The organism is Aquitalea sp. FJL05 (assembly GCF_003852595.1).
GTDB classification, from domain to species: domain Bacteria; phylum Pseudomonadota; class Gammaproteobacteria; order Burkholderiales; family Chromobacteriaceae; genus Aquitalea; species Aquitalea aquatilis.
In genome coordinates this window covers 88,902-107,806 of sequence record NZ_QAJS01000018.1, presented here as the reverse complement: position 1 = coordinate 107,806, position 18,905 = coordinate 88,902, and the positions used below count along the sequence as shown (strand labels likewise).

Here is an 18,905-nt window from a genome sequence, read left to right as displayed (position 1 = left end):
GAACAAGCATGAGCATCGAAATCCGCAATATCCGCAAGCAGTTTGGCCAATTCACCGCGCTGGACAATGTCAGTCTCGATATCGCTTCCGGCGAGCTGCTGGCCTTGCTGGGGCCATCCGGCTGCGGCAAGACCACCTTGCTGCGCATCATTGCCGGTCTGGAAAAACCGGACGCCGGCCAGGTGCTGTTCGGCGGTGCCGACGCCACCCACACCCATGTGGCCGAGCGCCAGGTAGGCTTTGTGTTCCAGCACTATGCGCTGTTCCGTCACATGACGGTGTTCGACAACGTGGCCTTTGGCCTGTCGGTGAAGCCGCGCCGTGAACGCCCCTCGGCCGAAGAGATTCGCGAACGGGTGATGAAGCTGCTGAAAATGGTACAGCTGGACTGGCTGGCCGATGCCTATCCCGGCCAGCTCTCCGGTGGCCAGCGCCAGCGTATCGCCCTGGCCCGTTCGCTGGCGGTGGAACCCAAGGTGCTGCTGCTGGATGAGCCCTTCGGCGCGCTGGATGCCAAGGTGCGCAAGGACTTGCGCCGCTGGCTGCGCGAGCTGCACAACGATATGCACATCACCAGCGTGTTCGTGACCCACGATCAGGAAGAGGCGCTGGAAGTGTCCGACCGCGTGGTGGTGATGGATCACGGCCATATCGAGCAGGTGGGCCGTCCGGATGATATCTACGAACATCCGGCCACACCGTTTGTCACCCAGTTCCTCGGCGATGTGAACCTGTTCCATGGCCGCGTGGATGCTGGCCAGCTCACCATCGGCAATTACGAACAGGCGCTGAGCCAGCATCAGGATGCCAGCGGCGATGCCGCGGTGGCCTATGTGCGGCCGCATGATCTGGACCTGTCGCAACAGCCGGAAGGTGCGCTGGCGCAAGGCCGGGTCGAGCATATCCATGCCGTGGGCCCGGTGGTGCGGGTCGAACTGCAACAGGCCGATGGCCAGACCATCGAGGCGGCGGTCAGCAAGGAGCGCTTCCGTGCGCTGGGCATCGTGCCGGGCGACACCGTCTATGTCACCCCGCGCAAGCTGGCGGTCTTCCTGAAAGATGCCGCCGGGCAGCAGGATTATGTGATCTGAGCGCCAAGCCAGCCCAAGACAAAAGCCGCCCGTGGGCGGCTTTTGCCATTAGTGCCTGCGAACACGCTGCGTGTGGCACAGGCTCTGGTTGGTAGTCAGACAAACAGCTTGCTGAACACCCAGTACAGGCTGGCCGACAGCACAATGGCGACTGGCAGGGTCAGTACCCAGGCCATCAGCAGATTGCGGATGGTATCGATTTGCAGGCCGGAGCGGTTGGCTGCCATGGTGCCGGCCACGCCGGAAGACAGCACATGGGTGGTGGAAACCGGCAGGCCGAAGGCGTCGGCAGCGCCAATGGTGGTCATGGCCACCAGCTCGGCTGAAGCACCCTGGGCATAGGTCAGATGGGTTTTGCCTATCTTCTCGCCCACGGTCACCACGATACGGCGCCAGCCCACCATGGTGCCCAGCCCCAGCGCAATGGCGACAGTCACTTTCACCCAGGTAGGGATGAATTTGGTGGAGGCATCCAGCTCGCCCTTGAAGGTTTTCAAATTGGCCAGCGTGGCCTGATCCAGATGCGCCTCCTTGCTCTGCTGCAACAGGCGGATGGATTCGGAAGCCAGATACATGTCATTACGCACATTGCCGACCGATTCTTCCGGTACGGCAGCCAGGCTGCCATGCGCTTCGATCTGCTGGCCGATCTGGCCGGTTACTGCGGCCAGCGCCGGCACCACATCGGGCTGCCAGTGCTGGCTGCGGATATAACGGGTGAGCACGGCACGCGGCTGTTGCGGGGCAGCAGCCGGTACGGCGCGTTGTAGCGACTGCTGGGTGGCCTGGGCCACCAGTACGAACTTGCCCATTTCGCTGGCAGGCAAGGCGCGGTTCAGGCCATAGGACAGCGGCACGGTGCCGACCAGAATCAGCATGATCAGGCCCATGCCTTTCTGGCCGTCGTTGGAACCGTGGGCAAACGACACCCCGGAACAGGTGAGTACCAGCAGGCTGCGAATCCACCACGGCGGTGCTTCTTTGTTCTTGGGGGCTTCAAACAGCTGCGGCTGTCTGACCAGACGCTTGAGCAGCACCAGCAGCAGGGCGGCGCAGAAAAATCCCACCAGCGGCGACAGCAGCAGCGAATAGCCCACCTTGCTTACCTGGGTCCAGTCCACGCCGCTGGTGCCGTCGCGGCCATGCATCAGCGCATTGGCAATGCCCACACCGATGATGGAGCCGATCAGCGTATGCGAGGAGGAGGCGGGCAAGCCCAGCCACCAGGTGCCCAGATTCCACAGGATGGCGGCAATCAGCAGGGCAAACACCATGGCGAAGCCGGCGCTGGAGCCTACCTGCAGAATCAGTTCTACCGGCAGCAGCGAAATGATGCCAAAGGCCACCGCGCCGCTGGAGGTGAGTACGCCGAGGAAATTGAACAGGCCAGACCACACCACGGCCACATGCGGCGGCAGGGAGTGGGTGTAAATCACGGTAGCCACGGCATTGGCCGTGTCATGGAAGCCATTGACGAACTCGAAACCCAGGGCAATCAGCAGCGCCAGAATCAGCAGCAGGATGGAAATCCAGCTGCCATGGCGGGCGATGGTGTCATTGACATCGTGAAACAGGTTGAGTCCGGCAAACAGCAAGCCACCGATCAGCAAGGCAACGAACAATAATACGGTGCTGCTGTTGGTGGGGCGGTGCACTGCCGTTGCGGCGGTGCTGCGACTGAGCGCCACCTCGGAAGACTGGTCCATGAAAGCTCCTTGAAAATATTCAAGAAGCATTAATACGCGTACCAGATTGCAAGGTAGTGACAGTAAGCTGTTGTTGATTGATTTAAAACAAAATTTAACATGCGGCCCACGCCGCTGGCTGTCCGCCTATGCGCTGATGGGGTGCGGCTAGCGTATGTTCAGCGCCGGCGGTGGTGGGCGATCAGCCGTGCCAGCGCTGCGCTTACCAGCGGATTGCTGACCTGCTGTGCGCCGGCTTCGATCTCTTCCAGCGCCTGCTGGCTGATGCCGATGCGCTTGGGCGGCGGCGGCGGCGGATTCAGATGAATGTCCACCTTGATGCGGATCTTGCTGGCGCTATAGCCGCGCGACTCCAGCGGCAGCAACAGGCTGTTGCCCATCATGCGTAGCCGGGCGGCCACGATGCCGTTATGGGCAAACACCACCAGCTCGCCATCGCGAATGCGCACGGCACGGCAGGCCTCGGCCAGCTGCGGCGGCAACTGGCTGCGAAAAGCCTGGTCCAGCGCCATCAGCGCATTGGCTTCGCGCGTCAGCTGCGACAGCGTGCTGTCGGTGCGGGCGATATCCTGAAACTGGCGTTCCGACATGGTGGCTCTGACTGGGATGAATCGGCCATTGTAGCCGATTAACTTCCTCCCCAGCACAAGCCTTGCCCATCATTGATAAGACAGGGTAAAGGTGGCCGCGGCGGAAAACACGCCGGGCGTGATCGTGCCGATGCGTATATACGACGCACTGAAGGGAATGCTTTGCAATCCAGAGACATTGTCCAGATAAATCTGGTTGATGTTGCCGGGGGTGGGGGTGTCCGGGCCGAAGCCGACGACATCGCCGTTGTAACGCAGCTCTACGCCCAAACCCTGAGCGCTTGAGTTGGCGTCCGGGAAGAGAATGCGCCCGGTCTGGCCGATATCACTTTTGTCGGTAAACGTGATGTAGAGCTGGGTAGGCGTCGAGCAGTTGACGCTGATATTGAATGGCGTGCTGCCGTACACGCTGTTGATTGTGGGCAGACTGGATTGTGTGCCGATGTCCGGCAGAGTGACGGGATTGGGGCTGATGCTGACTACATTGCAGGTGTTGGCTGTCACCTTGAAGCTATTGGTGAGTAGCGGTATTTCTACCGGAATGGCGACACCGTCGTTCACCACAATGCCGTAGATCATGCCACTGAGATCAACCGTGCCGCTCTCGGCCACGTTGGCTGTCTTGTAGAAAGTGAAGTAAAAAGCACCTTGCCAGGGCATGTTGTAACCGCTGCCCATGTTGACGCAGACATAGTATTTTTGCTTGTCCGGAGCGCTGGGGTCATCTTTCGAATAAGAGCCACAGCCCGGATATTGCGTTGCCAGACCTACCGCATAGCCAATGCCGGCTACATTGGTGGCATAGATTCGCATGCCGTTGAAACTGGTGAGATAGGGGCTCTTGGTTCTCAGGCCAAACATCGACTGGCTGACGTAGCTGCAGCTGAACTGCAGGGCATTGGTGCTCTGGACGAAATACGGTGGATAACTGGTACCGATGCGCATGTCCCGGTTGGTACTGAGGTCGGGAAATGTGATTACGCTGCTTTGTTTTGCGGTGCAGCCACTGGCCGCCCATATGGCAGGACTGTTCAGCTGTAGCAATGCTGCGATGATGGCAAGTAGGCGCAATAGTGAATAACACATGGCAGTGTTCCTTGTCAGGTATGAATTCACCTAGCATTGCGCAAATATCCCCCTGGATTGCTGTGAAAATGATATAAAAGATAATGATAATTCCGCAGTTGTTAGGGAAATATCCTATTTAAATCTTTGCTGTATATTAATGCGCTATTTGTTAGCGATTGCTTATCTTTGTGCCGCAGTGAGGGCGTTGTGATGAGTAAGGCGATTTCCGCATTTATTGATAAGAAAAAGTAAAGGTGGCTGTCGTTGATACGGTGCCTGGTGATATGGCCCCAGTGCGAATGTAAGAGGCTGAAAATGGAAAGCTTTGTTGCCCGGAGAAGGTGTTCAGGAAAAATTGATTGGTATTGCCACTATTTTCAGAGTCTGGCCCGTAGTAAATGATATTGCTGTTGTAGCTCAGCTGTGTACCAACACCGCTGGATGTGGAGCTATTGTCTGGTGTCAAGATATTGCCAACCTGGCCTAAATTGTTTTTGTCAGTAAAGGTAATATATAAATTGGTAGTATTCGGGCAGCTGGTATTGATATTAAAAGTAGTGTTGCCCGCGGTGCTGTTTAGAAAGGGCAGCTGACCCGCACTAATAGTGGGCAGATTGACGGGGTTGGGAGAAACGGAGCTGGTGCAGCTGCTATTTATCACATTGGACGGGGTGGTGATTAATGGTAGCTTGCCATAGGTGGTGCCAGGGCCAGGCAAGAAATAAGCGGCTGAATAGATTTGATTGCTCAGATCCAGTGTGCCACTGCCAACCGGGTTGGATATTTTATAAAACTGTAGATAGAAAGTGGCGGAATAATTCGATACGAGCGAGGAGCTGCAGGAATAAAAATTGTTCGGCTCATAAGGCTGGTTAGGGTAATTGCTATCAGTGTCGCCAATCCAGCTGGGCGGAGTGTGGAAATTACACGAAAAAGTGCTTGAGCCAGCGGATAAAGAGCCATCAACGCCAAGGGCGTAGCCAATGCCCGGGATATTGCTACTAAACACGCGGCGGCCATCGATGGTGGTGACGTAGCTGCCGGTGGTGTAGATACCGTACACATGGGCATTGCCAGCGGGCAGACTGGTGCAATCAAACTGCCTGATCTTGGCCGACATCACCTGGCTACCAATTGGGCTGTTAATCGGCAGGGCATTCAGGTTTTGATTGAATGAGGGTAGCGTAATACTGTTTGATCCTGCGACCGTGCAGGTGGCGTAGGTGTTGGCTGAAAGCAGTAGGGTAATGAGCGGCAGGAAAACAAGCGCAAATATTTTATATATGTGACCGTGGGTTGATCTTGACATTTTAAAATTACCATTACAAGTGTTGATGATAATTTCAAAAATATAAGTTTTTGATGCGGCTTTGCAGTAGGCGTTTTCTTAAAGATGGCTGCGATTCCGTACGCATGTATCGTAATGACGGTGTTCTGCGTCCCATAGATAAAGGCCGACCTGTTGCCAGGCCGGCCTTGCCATTATTGTGCTGCGTCGTCGCGGCAGCGCTTTACTGTGCGCCTTCCACGTCTTCCATGCTGAAGGTTTCAGTGTGGTCGTTGTAGGAGAAAATTTCCGCGTAACGGCCCCAGCTGATCACCGTATCCAGTGTTTCCTCGGCGGCGCTGTCGCTGAGCGAGTCTTCCAGTTCCTGCTCGAAACGCAGGCGCGGCGCACGCTGGCCGGGGCGTTCCTGCAGCACGCGGCGGATGCGTGCCGCCAGCGGGATGTGGCGCAGCAGGTGCTCGGCAAACATCACCTTGCGTTCCTGCGTGCCGTAGTCGGCAAACAGTTTGCCGGCAGCGGTCAGCTCGATATCGCCATCACGCAGTTCGACAAAGCCCAGATGTTCCAGCGTTTCCGTTACCGGGAACAGGTCATCCACCTCCAGCAGCAGCTTGCTGCCGATTTCCGGCAAGTCGGCGCGGCCGTTGTACGGTGCGGCGGCCAGCGCCTCCATCAGGCCGGCCATCAGGTTGGTGGACACTTCGGTCAGCGGGCTGCCGATTTCCAGTTGTACCTTGTGCAGGGTGTCGGCGCTGCGGCGCTGGGTCATCAGCGCATAGATGTCGTCCACCATCTTGCGGAAAACCGGGTCCAGCCGGTTGCGCGGATGGGCGAACGGTACCTTGATCTCGGCCACCACGCGGCCGGGGTTGGACGACAGCACCATGATGCGGTCGCACATGAACACCGCTTCTTCGATGTTATGGGTGACGATCAGGATGGACTTGATCGGCAGCTGCTTCTGGTTCCACAGGTCGAGCAGGTCGGTACGCAGGGTTTCCGCGGTCAGCACGTCCAGCGCGGAGAAGGGCTCGTCCATCAGCAGCAGGGTGGGGTTGACCACCAGGCCGCGGGCGAAACCCACGCGCTGGCGCATGCCGCCGGACAGTTCGCGCGGATAGGCGTTTTCAAAGCCGTCCAGGCCGATCAGGTCGATGGCGGCCAAGGCGCGGCGGCGGCGCTCTTTCGGCTCCACGCCCAGCGCTTCCAGCCCGGCTTCCACGTTTTGCAGTACGGTCAGCCAGGGGAACAGGGCGAAGGTCTGGAACACCATGGCCACGCCTTCGGCCGGGCCATTCAGCGGCTGACCACAGTAGTTCACCTCACCGGCGCTGGCCTGGATCAGGCCGGCAATGATGCGCAGTAGGGTGGATTTGCCCGAGCCGGAGCGGCCCAACAGGCCGACGATTTCACCTTCGTGCAGGGTGAGATTGACATCGTCCAGCACCTGGATGTCTTCCTCACCGCCCTTGTGATAGCCCTTGTCGACATGCTTGAGGGAGAAGATTTCCTGTCTCAGGGTTACGGTTTCTTGTGGCATGAGTTTCCCCCTTTTAGTTGAGACGGAGTTTGTTTTCGGCAATGGCGTACAGCGGACGCCACAGCAAACGGTTGAACAGCACGACAAACAGCGACATCACGCAGATGCCCAGCAGAATCTTGGGAAAGTCACCGGCTGCGGTCATCTGGGCGATATAGGCACCCAGGCCGTGTGCCGCCAGTTTGTCATCCCCCCACGACACCATTTCCGACACGATGCTGGCATTCCAGGCTCCACCGGACGCGGTGATGGCACCGGTGATGTAGTAAGGGAAAATGCCCGGCAGCATGACCTGCTTCCACCATTGCCAGCCCTTGATGTGGAAGTTGGCCGCGGCCTCGCGAAAATCATTGGGGAAGGCGCTGGCACCGGCCACCACGTTGAACAGGATGTACCACTGCGTGCCCAGCACGATCAGCGGCGACAGCCAGATGTCCGGGTTCAGCTTGAAGTGCACGATGAACACCACGAATACCGGAAACAGCAGATTGGCCGGAAAGGCCGCCAGGAACTGCGCCACCGGCTGGATCATCTCGGCCAGGCGTGGTCGCAGGCCGATCAGCACGCCTAGCGGCACCCAGACGATGGAGGCCAGCGCAATCAGCAGGGTGACACGGATCAGGGTGATGAAGCCCAGGCCGATGACCTTGAAGGTTTCGCCCAGCCCCACTTCACTGCTGATGAAGCTGTACAGCCGCCAGCATACATAGGCTACCAGCACGGTCATGAGCCCACCCCACACGATATCCAGCCCGCGCGTGACGCTGGAGTGGGGTTCGCTGTGAATGGCACGCGGCAGGGTAATGTTCAGCCGCATGCGTGCCAGTTTTTTCAGCAGTTTGCCAAAGGGGCGCAGCAGTTGCTGGATGATGCGGGTGCGCTGGATCAGGTTCAGCACCCATGATTCCGGCGCGGCCTGCGACATGGTGTCTTCCAGGCGGAACTTGTCGGCCCAGGCGACCAGCGGACGGAACAGGAACTGGTCATAAATGACGATGACCACGGTCATGGTGAGGATGACCCAGCCCACGGCTGTCAGGTCCTTGTGGCTGATGGCCATGGCCAGATAGGAACCCACACCGGGCAGGGTGACGGTCTTGTCGCCCACGGTGATCGCCTCGGAAGCCACCACGAAGAACCAGCCGCCGGACATGGACATCATCATGTTCCAGATCATGCCCGGCATGGAGAAGGGCACTTCCAGTTTCCAGAATTTCTGCCAGCCGGACAGGTGCAGGTTTTGCGACACTTCTTTCAGATCGTTGGGCACGGTGCGCAAGGACTGATAAAAGCTGAAGGTCATATTCCATGCCTGCGAGGTGAAAATCGCAAAAATGGCCGCGAATTCAGCCCCCAGCACCCGGCCGGGGAATAGCGCCAGGAAAAAGGTCACGGTGAACGAGATGTAACCCAGCACCGGCACCGATTGCAGGATGTCCAGAATGGGTACCAGCAACTGACCGGCACGGCGGCTCTTGGCCGCCAGCGTACCGTACACCAGTGTGAACACGATGGAGGCGATCATGGCCGCCAGCATGCGCAGCGTGGTGCGCAGTGCGTACTCGGGCAGATTGGCCGCGTCCAGCGAAATGGGCTCGGTCTGCAAGGCACTGATTGGCGCCCAGGTGCCCTGGATGCCGGTGGTGGCGAACAGCAGAAAACCCAGGATCAGGGGGAAGGCGATCAGGTCCCAGCGATTGGGAAGCAGCCGTTTGGCTGTGGCGGGAATAAATGGACGGATAACGGTAGTCATCAGGCCTCTCCGATTGGTGTGGTTAACCTGGCGGAACAGTGCAGGCCCTGTTCCGCTTCTTCATCAGATGAGCACCATCTTTTGTCAGGACACGGCTGGCCGTGGGCAAACATAAAACTGGCTCTGCAAACGCGCACGAATAATAGCAAGGCGAACATAAAATTTTGATGAAAATTGACATTTTTTTGTATGGATTATGTAACGACACAATTCTGTCGAAAAATACTGTCCTGTGCAGTTTTCCTCAACCTTTATATTGGCTTGGGACATTTTCAGAATCGGCCGCTGCCAGCCCGGCAGGAGCCAGGGCCGAATCATGCCCCGCAGCCTGCCATACCACCGCGCCCGCCGCGACAAGTTTGACCAAGCAGGCTTGATTCAGCGCAAGCTCGCCCCCATAAACTTGTGCACGGGATGTGCTACACTTTCGCCTATTTTGTTTTGTCGGCCCGTCTGGGCCTCTGGATTGGAATACATGATTTCCTCGCTACTCAAGAAAGTATTTGGCAGCCGCAATGACCGCCTGCTGAAGCAGTATCGTCAGGAAGTGGCGCGCATCAATGCCCTGGAAGAAGGCATGAAAGCGCTGTCCGACGAGGCTTTGGCGGGAAAGACCGCCGAGTTCAAAAAGCGCGTCGTGGACGGCGCCTCGCTGGACAGTATCCTGCCGGAGGCATTTGCCGTCTGCCGCGAAGCTTCGCGCCGCGTGCTGGGCATGCGCCACTTCGATGTGCAGCTGATCGGCGGCATGGTGCTGCATAACGGCAAGATTGCCGAAATGCGTACCGGCGAGGGCAAGACCCTGGTCGGCACCCTGCCGGTCTACCTGAACGCACTCACCGGCAACGGCGTGCATGTGATTACCGTCAACGACTACCTGGCCAGCCGCGACGCCGGCATCATGGGCCGGCTGTACAACTTCCTCGGCCTGACCGTGGGGGTGAACCTGTCGCAGATGGCACATGACGACAAGCAGGCGGCCTACGGCTGCGACATCACCTACGGCACCAATAACGAATTCGGTTTCGACTACCTGCGCGACAACATGGTGTTCACCACCGGTGAAAAGGTGCAGCGCAAGCTGGCCTTTGCCGTGGTCGACGAAGTGGACTCCATCCTGATCGACGAAGCGCGTACCCCGCTGATCATCTCCGGCCCGGCCGAAGACAATATCGACATGTACCAGCGCATGAACGCGGTACCGCCGCTGCTCAAGCGTCAGGAAACCGAAGAGGGCGAGGGCGACTACTGGGTGGATGAAAAGGCCCACAGTGTGCTGCTGTCCGAGGCCGGCCACGAGCATTGCGAAGAAATCCTGGTCGAGCTGGGCATGCTCAAAGAAGGCGACAGCCTGTACTCGGCCACCAACATCACCCTGATGCACCACCTGATGGCCGCCCTGCGCGCCCATTCGCTCTTCCATCTGGACCAGCACTATGTGGTGCAGGACGACGAAGTGGTGATCGTGGACGAATTCACTGGCCGCCTGATGGCCGGTCGCCGCTGGTCCGAAGGCCTGCACCAGGCTGTTGAAGCCAAGGAAGGCGTGGAGATCAACCGCGAAAACCAGACCCTGGCCTCCATCACCTTCCAGAACTACTTCCGCCTGTACGGCAAGCTGTCCGGCATGACCGGCACCGCCGACACCGAAGCCTACGAATTCCAGAGCATCTACGGCTTGGAAACCGTGGTGATCCCGACGAACCGCCCGATGGTGCGTATCGATTCGCAGGACAAGGTGTATCGCTCTGCGCGTGAAAAATACGAAGCCATCCTGGCCGACATCAAGGATTGCCACGAGCGCGGACAGCCGGTGCTGGTGGGTACGACCAGCATCGAAAACTCCGAGCTGATTGCCGATCTGCTGCAAAAAGCCAAGCTGCCGCATAACGTGCTGAACGCCAAGGAACATGCGCGTGAAGCCGATATCGTGGTGCAGGCCGGCCGCCCCGGCGTGATTACCGTGGCCACCAATATGGCCGGCCGTGGTACCGACATCGTGCTGGGTGGTAATCCGGAACCGGAAATCAAGGCCGTCGAGAAGGATGACAGCCTGAGCGATGCCGACCAGCAAAGCCGCGTCGAAGCCATCCGCTCCGAATGGAAGCTGCGCCACGACGCCGTACTGGCGGCCGGTGGCCTGCACATCATCGGCACCGAGCGCCATGAATCGCGCCGTATCGACAACCAGCTGCGTGGCCGTTCCGGCCGTCAGGGCGACCCGGGCTCCTCCCGCTTCTACCTGAGCCTGGAAGACCCGCTGCTGCGCATTTTTGCCTCCGACCGCGTGGCGGCCATCATGGACCGTCTGAAAATGCCGGATGGCGAAGCCATCGAACACCCGTGGGTTTCCCGTTCCATCGAAAACGCCCAGCGCAAGGTGGAAGGCCGCAACTTCGACATCCGCAAGCAATTGCTGGAATACGATGACGTGGCCAACGACCAGCGCAAGGTGATTTACCAGCAACGCAATGACATTCTGCAGGACGAGGATGTCAGCGATGTGGTGGTCAATATGCGCGAAGGCGTGCTGTCTGATCTGGTCGATCTGCACCTGCCGCCGGAAACCATGGAAGAGCAGTGGGATCTGGTTGGTCTGGAAAAGACCCTGGAAGCCGAATTCCAGCTGGCCGCCCCGGTGGCCGAGTGGATCAAGGCCGAGTCCACGCTGGATATCCCGGACATCAAGCAGCGCATCATCACGCTGGCAGCCGAGGTGTATCAGGCCAAGGTCGAGCTGGCCGGCGAGCAGGTCATGCGCCAGTTCGAACGCAGCCTGGTGCTGCAGATGCTGGACACCCACTGGCGCGAACATCTGGCCGCCATGGATCACCTGCGTCAGGGTATTCATCTGCGCGGTTATGCGCAGAAGAACCCCAAGCAGGAATACAAGCGCGAAGCCTTCGAGCTGTTTGCCGACATGCTGGAACGCATCAAGCGCAGCGTGGTGAATGTGTTGATGACCGTGCAGATCCGTGGCCAGGAAGACGTGGACGCGGTCGAACCGCACCAGCTGGGCGAGTACGAGATGCAGCATGCCGAGCCGGGTTCCTCGCTGGGTGAGGACGATGGCGAGGAGAATCCGCTGTCACCGGAAGCCCTGTCCGAGCAAGGCCTGCGCGTGGGCCGCAATGACCCTTGTCCATGTGGCAGCGGTAAAAAGTACAAGCAGTGCCACGGCCGTCTGGCCTGAGTCTGACCACCGTCTGACCATGACCTGACGCACCAAACGCCCTGCCTTTTCGCAGGGCGTTTTGCGTAGGTGCAGCTACGTAGCCGGGCAGCTTTTGCGGTGCAGCAGATGGTCGGCCACCGGCCGCTCTGCTACCCTTGCAGCTAATAATCGATAACACTGGCAGCGACAACATCATGACCCCGAGCGATACCCGTATTTACCTGGCATCCGGCAGCCCGCGCCGGCGCGAGTTGCTGGAGCAACTGGGCGTACATCTGGAACGCATCCACGCCGACATCGACGAATCCGTGCTGCCCGGCGAAGCTGCCGTGGCCTATACCGAGCGCCTGGCGCGCGAAAAAGCGGCCGCCGGCTGGGCGGTGGTGCAAAACTGTGGCCTGCCGTCGCGGCCCTTGCTGTCGGCTGATACCACCGTGGTACTGGATGGCGAAATCTACGGCAAGCCGGCCGACGCTGCCGACGCCGCCCGCATGTTGCGCGCCTTTGCCGGCCGCAGCCATCAGGTGGTGACCAGCGTGGCGGTGCGCCAGGACGAGCGCATCGAACTGCGCAGCTCCATCACCGAGGTGTACTTCCGTGCACTGAGCGAGGACGATATCCAGCGCTACATCAACAGTGGCGAACCCTTCGACAAGGCAGGTAGCTACGGCATCCAGGGTCTGGCGGCGGTGTTCATCGAGCGTATCGAGGGCAGTTATACCGGGGTGATGGGCCTGCCCGTGTTTGAAACCGCCACCTTGCTGGGCCTGTTCGGACACCAATTCCCCTAAGGAGGAAGACCATGCTGCATCAGTCCATTCCTCTGCCGCGCGACATCCAGCGCCCCAAGGAACAAATCCTCGTCAACATCACTCCGCAGGAAACCCGGGTGGCGGTGCTGGAGGATTCCATCGTGCAGGAGCTGCACGTGGAACGCGCCGCCAGCCGCGGCATCGTCGGCAATATCTATCTGGGCCAGGTCAAGCGCGTGCTGCCCGGCATGCAGAGCGCCTTTATCGAAATCGGCCTGGAACGCGCGGCCTTCCTGCATATCGCCGATGTGCTGGAACAGCGTCAGCATCCCACCGAGCCGCAGCGCATCGAAAAGATGCTGTTCGAAGGCCAGACCGTGCTGGTGCAGGTGATCAAGGACCCCATTGGCACCAAGGGTGCCCGCCTGTCCACGCAAATGTCGCTGGCCGGCCGTTTTCTGGTGCACCTGCCGCAGGAAGAACACATCGGCATCTCGCAGAAGATCGAGAGCGAGTCGGAGCGCCACAGCCTGAAGGCACGGCTGGAAAAGCTGCTGCCGCCGGATACCCCGCGCGGCTACATCATCCGTACCAGCGCAGAAACCGCCAGCAATGACGAATTGCAGGCCGATATCGAATACCTGTCCAAGCTGTGGGCCGATATTCGCCACAAGTCGCAGCATCTGCCGGCGCAAAGCCTGCTGTACGAAGACCTGCCGCTGGCCGTGCGCGTGCTGCGTGACATGGTGAGCGACACCACCGAGCATGTGATTGTCGACTCCACCGAAAACTACAGCCGCATGGTGGAGTTTGCCGAGCAATACGTGCAGTCTGCCGTGCGCAAGATCGAGCGTTATTCCGGTGAGCGCCCGCTGTTCGAACTGTTTTCCATCGAAGCGGAAATCGACAAGGCGCTGTCGCGGCGGGTGAACCTGAAGTTTGGCGGTTACCTGATCATCGACCAGACCGAGGCGATGACCACCATCGACGTCAATACCGGTGGCTTTGTCGGCAACCGCAATTTTGACGAAACCATCTTCAAGACCAATCTGGAAGCCACCCAGGCGATTGCCCGCCAGCTGCGGCTGCGCAATCTGGGCGGCATCATCATTGTCGATTTCATCGACATGGATAACGAAGAGCACCAGACCGCCGTACTGTCCGAGCTGGCCAAGGCACTGGCGCGCGACCGCACCCGTGTCACGCTGAATGGCTTTACCAGCCTGGGCCTGGTGGAAATCACCCGCAAGCGTACCCGCGAGAGCCTGGCCCACGTCTTGTGTGAACCCTGCCCCACCTGCCAGGGCCGTGGCGAGATCAAGACCGCCCAGACCGTGTGTTACGAGATCCAGCGCGAGATCGTGCGCGAGGCGCGCCAGTTTGATGCCAAGGGCTATCGCATTCTGGCGGCCCAGCCAGTCATCGACATGTTCCTCGACGAAGAGTCGCAAAGCCTGGCCATGCTGGTGGACTTCATCGGCAAGCCGATTTCGCTGTCGGTGGAATCCACCTACACCCAGGAACAGTTCGACGTGGTGCTGTTGTAGTTGCAGGCCCGGTGCTGCGCCGGCCTGCTTGTGATGGAGTAGCAAGCATGAAGCAACAAAGCGGCGATGCCCTGTGGCTCGCCATCCTGCAGGAAGCGGAACAGGCCGCGCGCGACGAGCCCATGCTGGCCAGCTTCCTGCACATGACGGTATTGCGCCACAGCACGCTGGAAGACGTGCTGGCCTTTCACCTGTCCAGCAAACTGGCGAGTCCGGTGATGGATGCCCGTGCGTTGATGGAGTTGTTCCGCGAGGCGCTGGCGTCGGACCCGGCCATCAGCGCCTCGGCGCGGGCGGATATCCGCGCCTGTTTCGAGCGTGACCCGGCCTGTGACAGCTATTCCACGCCCTTGCTGTATTTCAAGGGCTTTCATGCCCTGCAAAGCCAGCGCATCACGCACTGGCTGTGGCAACAGCAGCGCAAGACGCTGGCGCTGTTCCTGCAAAACCGCATTTCCGAAGTCACCGGTGCCGACATCCATCCGGCGGCCCGTATCGGCCAGGGCGTGATGCTGGACCACGGCACCGGCCTGGTCGTCGGTGAAACTGCAGTCATCGGTAATAACGTTTCCATCCTGCATGGCGTCACCCTGGGTGGCTCCGGCAAGGACCGCGGCGACCGTCACCCCAAGATTGGCGACGGCGTGATGCTGGGGGCCGGCGCAGCCGTGCTGGGCAATATCCGCGTGGGCGAATGTGCCAAGGTGGGTGCTGGCAGCGTGGTGCTGGAAGATGTGCCGCCGCATACCACCGTGGCCGGCGTGCCGGCGCGCATCGTGGCCCAGGTAAATGAAGGCATGCCTTCGCTGGACATGGATCAACGGGTGTGACGGCCCGCGGCCAGGTCTTGCATGTGGTGCAGGGCGGCAACGCCGCTGCGCTGCTGCGCCAGGTGCTGGCGGATGATGAGGTGCTGGCCTTCGAGGAGGACTTCAGCCACGGCCCGCTGGCCGATGCCGATACCATCGACCCGCAACTGCGCATGGCCTGGTGGAACCGCATCTGGTGGTCGCATAGCTGGTGGCCTGACATCGACCAGCAATTCCAGCTGGCCTGGTGGCAAAGCCGCAAGCGCCTGTTCCGCGCCCTGTCCGAGCAGCAGCCGCTGTGTGTCTGGCTGGGTAATACCGTACACGACCAGCTGATGCTGGCCATGCTGGCGGCCAATGCCCATCCCGATCAGCTGCTGACGGTACAGGAGCTGGCAGGGCAGGTGACATCGCGTCACAACGGTTTCTACGCCGTGGCCATGTGTAGTGTCGCCGAGCTGCAGCCGCTGCTTGCCCGCCCGCGCACGCTGCTCGCCTCCGAGCGCGCGCAACGGATTGCCCTGTGGCGTCATTGGCAGCAGCACGCCAATGGCTGGCGTGGCCAGATCGATGGCCAGTTGCAGGACTATCCAGCCGCTCATTTCGATGCCCGCCTGCTGGCCTTTTTGCGCGAGCAGGGCGAACAGCCCGCCGCCCGGCTGGTTGGCATGCTGATGGGGCAGCTGACAGCAGAACTAGTGGGCGATAGCTATCTGTTCTGGCGCCTGGCCGCCTTGGCCGAAGCCGGTCTGCTGGGGCTCAAGCCACAGCCAGACGGCCCGCCGATCGTCTCCCCGGTGTGAAGCGGAACCGCCAGCTTTGCAGGAAAGCGGCAGGCGGGTAGAATCCGCCGCCGTGGTCCGTCCCGATCTTGCCTGACGGCCATTCCTTGCGAGGAAACCATGCGATGAACGTCCGCGTTGTCGATTACCGCGCAGCCGATGCTGCCGCCCAATTCACCCGCTCGCTGCACGAAACCGGCTTTGGCGTGCTGGTCAACCATCCTCTCCAGCAGTCGCTGGTGGAAAAAATCTACGCCGACTGGCTGGACTTCTTCGACAGCCCGGCCAAGCACGACTTTGCCTTCGACCCGCAGCGGCAGGATGGCTATTTTTCCACTGCCATTTCGGAAACCGCCAAAGGTGCCAGCCACAAGGACATCAAGGAATATTTCCATTGCTATCCCTGGGGACGGGTGCCGGCCACGCTGGCCGAAGATGTCCAGCGCTACTACGCCAGCACCAATGCCCTGGCGCGTGAACTGCTGGGCTGGGTAGAGCAATACACCCCGGCCGATATTGCCGCCCACTACAGCGAACCCTTGTCCGGGATGATTGCCGACAGCCAGCAAACCCTGCTGCGGGTGCTGCGTTATCCACCGCTGACCGGTCAGGAGCCCGCCGGGTCGCTGCGTGCGGCCGCCCATGGCGACATCAACCTGCTGACCATCCTGCCGGCCGCCAATGAACCCGGCCTGCAAGTGCAGGACAAGCAGGGCAGCTGGGTGGATGTGCCCTGTGATTTCGGCATGCTCATCATCAATATCGGCGACATGCTGCAAGAGGCCTCGCGCGGCTACTATCCGTCCACCCAGCACCGGGTGGTCAACCCGCAAGGTGAGGGTGCGGGCAAGAGCCGGGTGTCGCTGCCACTGTTCCTGCATCCACGGCCGGAGGTTGTGCTGTCGGCGCGACATACCGCGGGCAGTTATCTGGATGAAAGATTGCGCGAACTGGGTGTCAAAAAATGAAATGGCCCGCGCAGGGTTAAATCAATTAATAGTATGTAAATGACTGTAAATGCCCTTCGGGGCATTTTTTTTACCTGCTAGGGTTGGCCTTGTTTTTATCGTCTGGCGAGTAATAAGGTGAATTATCTGTTGCGTGCGCTCATGGCGCCGCTTGCGCTGACATTAAGTGCTTGCAGCCTGATCACTTCTCCCCTGGTGGCCGGGGTGCAACTGGCCAGCACGGCGGTCACTTCGGTAGCCAATATGGCACCCAATACCAGCACCAATGGCATCGCGCACCCACATGACGAGTTGCATAATGTGTGTGTTGAATTGAATTCAGGCGTGATTGTGGCTGATTTCATTCCGGAACTACAAAAGCAGCTGCGGGAGCGGGAAATAGAAATCCGTATTTATGCTGCAGGTAATATACCGTCTGATTGCGAGGCAACGCTCTATTACACCGTGTTGACGCAATGGGGTTCACCGCTGTTCAGCGATGAATTACGTCCTTATATTACCGACATCAATTTGCTGCTGAAGAAAAATGGCAAGGTATTGGCCAATGCCGCCTACCGACTGGATGGCATGGCCTATGACAAGTGGAGCAGCACCGGCAGGAAGCTGACGCCACTGCTGCAGAAAATATTCACCACCGACAATATGGCGCAGTGGCAGAACAGCGCCACGAGCCGCGATGATGCCAGCCACTTTGAACAAGATGTAGCCCGACGGGCTAGCGCGGCTACCAGAAATTGATCAGTCCGGCGAAGAAGCGCTGCGCATCGGTGCGCGAGGCCACATCGCTGGCCACACCGTTCACTAGCTGTTCGATGCGTGCATCACCCACATCGGTGGATGACACCACATTGCCCACCTTGATGTCGCGCTTGTTTACCACGCCAGAGAAACGCAGCACGGTGGTATTACCACTGGCGGCCACGGCTTTTTCGCCGGCAATGGCCATATAGCCGTTGGGCAATACATCGGTAACCGATACCATCAGGCTGCCGCTGATCTGGTTGGTATTGCTGACCTGACCAATACCTTTCAGGCTGTTACTGCCACTGGCCTTGCCGCTGTAATCAAATATTTCTTTCAGCAAACCACCCATCGACGAAAGTGCACCAGGGCCGGATTCGGAAATGGACGAGGTCCGGTTGGTGGTGGTGTTGGCATTATTGCTGGAGGAAAGATTCTCGGCGATATTGATTTTCAGCGCATCGCCAACATGGCTGGCAATGGGTTCTTCAAATAACAGCATGGCCTTGTTTGGCTGATAAATCGAGCCGGGGCTGTCTTCCAGTGCTACCGGGGTGTATTGCGGCCGGATATGTACCGGAGCAGTCACCAGATTAGGTGGGGATGAGGCACAGCCAGTGATCAGGCCAGTCAATAAAAGATAAGCCCTTGCATGAATAAGCATGGATTTCACTTTGGCCCTCTCTAATAGTTGCTATGACTCCTTTAATTCTATTTGGCTGAATGGTTAATTGCCGTTAGCGATCAGAAAGTAAAGTAAGAAAATGTAAAGCGCGTGGCCATCTTCCTTAACGTTGCATAACGTAAATTTACATGCCGGCCGGTCTGGCATCAGAAAATGTAAAAAACGCTATGGGGAGACGGACATGAGCACAATCAGTGGCGTAGCCGCATCGACACAGCCCCTGTCGGCATACGGGGTGTTACGGCGCGATGCACAAGCAGTTGTCAGCGATGTGGAAGGTGTGGCCAAGGCAATCGGCCACGGCCTGGTGGCCGGCGGTAGTGCCACCGGCTCGGCGGTGGCGCATGGACTTAGCGCGGTGGGTGACAGTCTCAGCGCGCTGGGGCATACCATTAACACCTATGTTTAGG

The 18,905-nt window shown here is 59.2% G+C and carries 16 protein-coding genes; 9 read left to right on the top strand and 7 right to left on the bottom strand.

What is annotated here, in order from left to right; translation table 11 throughout:
- The first annotated feature begins 8 nt into the window (after positions 1–8).
- Positions 9–1,091 (top strand): sulfate/molybdate ABC transporter ATP-binding protein, encoded by a 1,083-nt coding sequence (locus tag DBR44_RS17045; protein WP_124645203.1) that lies wholly within the window; start codon positions 9–11, stop codon positions 1,089–1,091.
- A 95-nt stretch (positions 1,092–1,186) separates the two neighbouring features.
- Here the strand turns inward: DBR44_RS17045 and DBR44_RS17040 are convergent, their stop codons facing one another.
- The 6 genes from DBR44_RS17040 to DBR44_RS17015 all read right to left on the bottom strand — a co-directional run bounded on the left by DBR44_RS17040 (position 1,187) and on the right by DBR44_RS17015 (position 9,036).
- Positions 1,187–2,797 (bottom strand): inorganic phosphate transporter, encoded by a 1,611-nt coding sequence (locus DBR44_RS17040; RefSeq protein WP_124645202.1) that lies wholly within the window; start codon positions 2,795–2,797, stop codon positions 1,187–1,189.
- A 158-nt stretch (positions 2,798–2,955) separates the two neighbouring features.
- On the bottom strand, positions 2,956–3,387 hold the full coding sequence (locus tag DBR44_RS17035; RefSeq protein WP_124645201.1) for a DciA family protein: 432 nt from the start codon (positions 3,385–3,387) through the stop codon (positions 2,956–2,958).
- A 69-nt stretch (positions 3,388–3,456) separates the two neighbouring features.
- The gene (locus tag DBR44_RS17030; RefSeq protein WP_158613648.1) at positions 3,457–4,332 is read right to left on the bottom strand and encodes a fimbrial protein; all 876 of its coding nucleotides are present in this window, start codon (positions 4,330–4,332) and stop codon (positions 3,457–3,459) included.
- 355 nt (positions 4,333–4,687) lie between these two features.
- Positions 4,688–5,764 carry a fimbrial protein gene (locus DBR44_RS17025; protein WP_124645199.1) on the bottom strand — a complete coding sequence of 359 codons (1,077 nt, stop codon included), beginning with the start codon at positions 5,762–5,764 and terminating at the stop codon, positions 4,688–4,690.
- Between the two features lie 202 nt (positions 5,765–5,966).
- Positions 5,967–7,283 (bottom strand): AAA-associated domain-containing protein, encoded by a 1,317-nt coding sequence (locus DBR44_RS17020; RefSeq protein WP_124645198.1) that lies wholly within the window; start codon positions 7,281–7,283, stop codon positions 5,967–5,969.
- 13 nt (positions 7,284–7,296) lie between these two features.
- A complete protein-coding gene (locus tag DBR44_RS17015; protein ID WP_124645197.1) occupies positions 7,297–9,036 on the bottom strand; it encodes an ABC transporter permease subunit in 1,740 nt (579 codons plus the stop codon).
- 475 nt (positions 9,037–9,511) lie between these two features.
- Here DBR44_RS17015 and secA point away from each other — a divergent pair, with 475 nt between their 5' ends.
- The 7 genes from secA to DBR44_RS16980 all read left to right on the top strand — a co-directional run bounded on the left by secA (position 9,512) and on the right by DBR44_RS16980 (position 17,807).
- Positions 9,512–12,229: a preprotein translocase subunit SecA gene (gene secA / locus DBR44_RS17010; protein WP_124645196.1), complete on the top strand. Its 2,718-nt coding sequence runs from the start codon at positions 9,512–9,514 to the stop codon at positions 12,227–12,229.
- A gap of 176 nt (positions 12,230–12,405) precedes the next feature.
- On the top strand, positions 12,406–13,002 hold the full coding sequence (locus DBR44_RS17005) for a nucleoside triphosphate pyrophosphatase (RefSeq protein ID WP_124645195.1): 597 nt from the start codon (positions 12,406–12,408) through the stop codon (positions 13,000–13,002).
- A gap of 11 nt (positions 13,003–13,013) precedes the next feature.
- The gene (gene rng / locus DBR44_RS17000; RefSeq protein ID WP_124645194.1) at positions 13,014–14,510 is read left to right on the top strand and encodes a ribonuclease G; all 1,497 of its coding nucleotides are present in this window, start codon (positions 13,014–13,016) and stop codon (positions 14,508–14,510) included.
- Positions 14,511–14,557: 47 nt separating this feature from the next.
- Entirely contained in the window at positions 14,558–15,340 is a 783-nt protein-coding gene (cysE, locus tag DBR44_RS16995) for a serine O-acetyltransferase (protein WP_124645193.1), read from the top strand.
- On the top strand, positions 15,337–16,122 hold the full coding sequence (locus DBR44_RS16990) for a DUF3658 domain-containing protein (protein WP_124645192.1): 786 nt from the start codon (positions 15,337–15,339) through the stop codon (positions 16,120–16,122). The genes cysE and DBR44_RS16990 overlap by 4 nt, the downstream gene beginning before the upstream one ends.
- A gap of 104 nt (positions 16,123–16,226) precedes the next feature.
- A complete protein-coding gene (locus DBR44_RS16985) occupies positions 16,227–17,069 on the top strand; it encodes an isopenicillin N synthase family oxygenase (RefSeq protein ID WP_124645191.1) in 843 nt (280 codons plus the stop codon).
- A gap of 117 nt (positions 17,070–17,186) precedes the next feature.
- Positions 17,187–17,807, top strand: coding sequence for a cell division protein FtsI (locus DBR44_RS16980; protein WP_124645190.1), 621 nt, complete (start codon positions 17,187–17,189; stop codon positions 17,805–17,807).
- On the opposite strand, the gene DBR44_RS16975 is transcribed toward DBR44_RS16980, so the two are convergent.
- A complete protein-coding gene (locus DBR44_RS16975; RefSeq protein ID WP_124645189.1) occupies positions 17,794–18,474 on the bottom strand; it encodes a flagellar basal body L-ring protein FlgH in 681 nt (226 codons plus the stop codon). The two genes, DBR44_RS16980 and DBR44_RS16975, sit on opposite strands and share 14 nt — an antisense overlap.
- A 202-nt stretch (positions 18,475–18,676) precedes the next feature.
- Between DBR44_RS16975 and DBR44_RS16970 the strand changes: the two genes are divergently transcribed.
- On the top strand, positions 18,677–18,904 hold the full coding sequence (locus DBR44_RS16970) for a hypothetical protein (protein ID WP_124645188.1): 228 nt from the start codon (positions 18,677–18,679) through the stop codon (positions 18,902–18,904).
- Position 18,905: the final 1 nt, after the last annotated feature.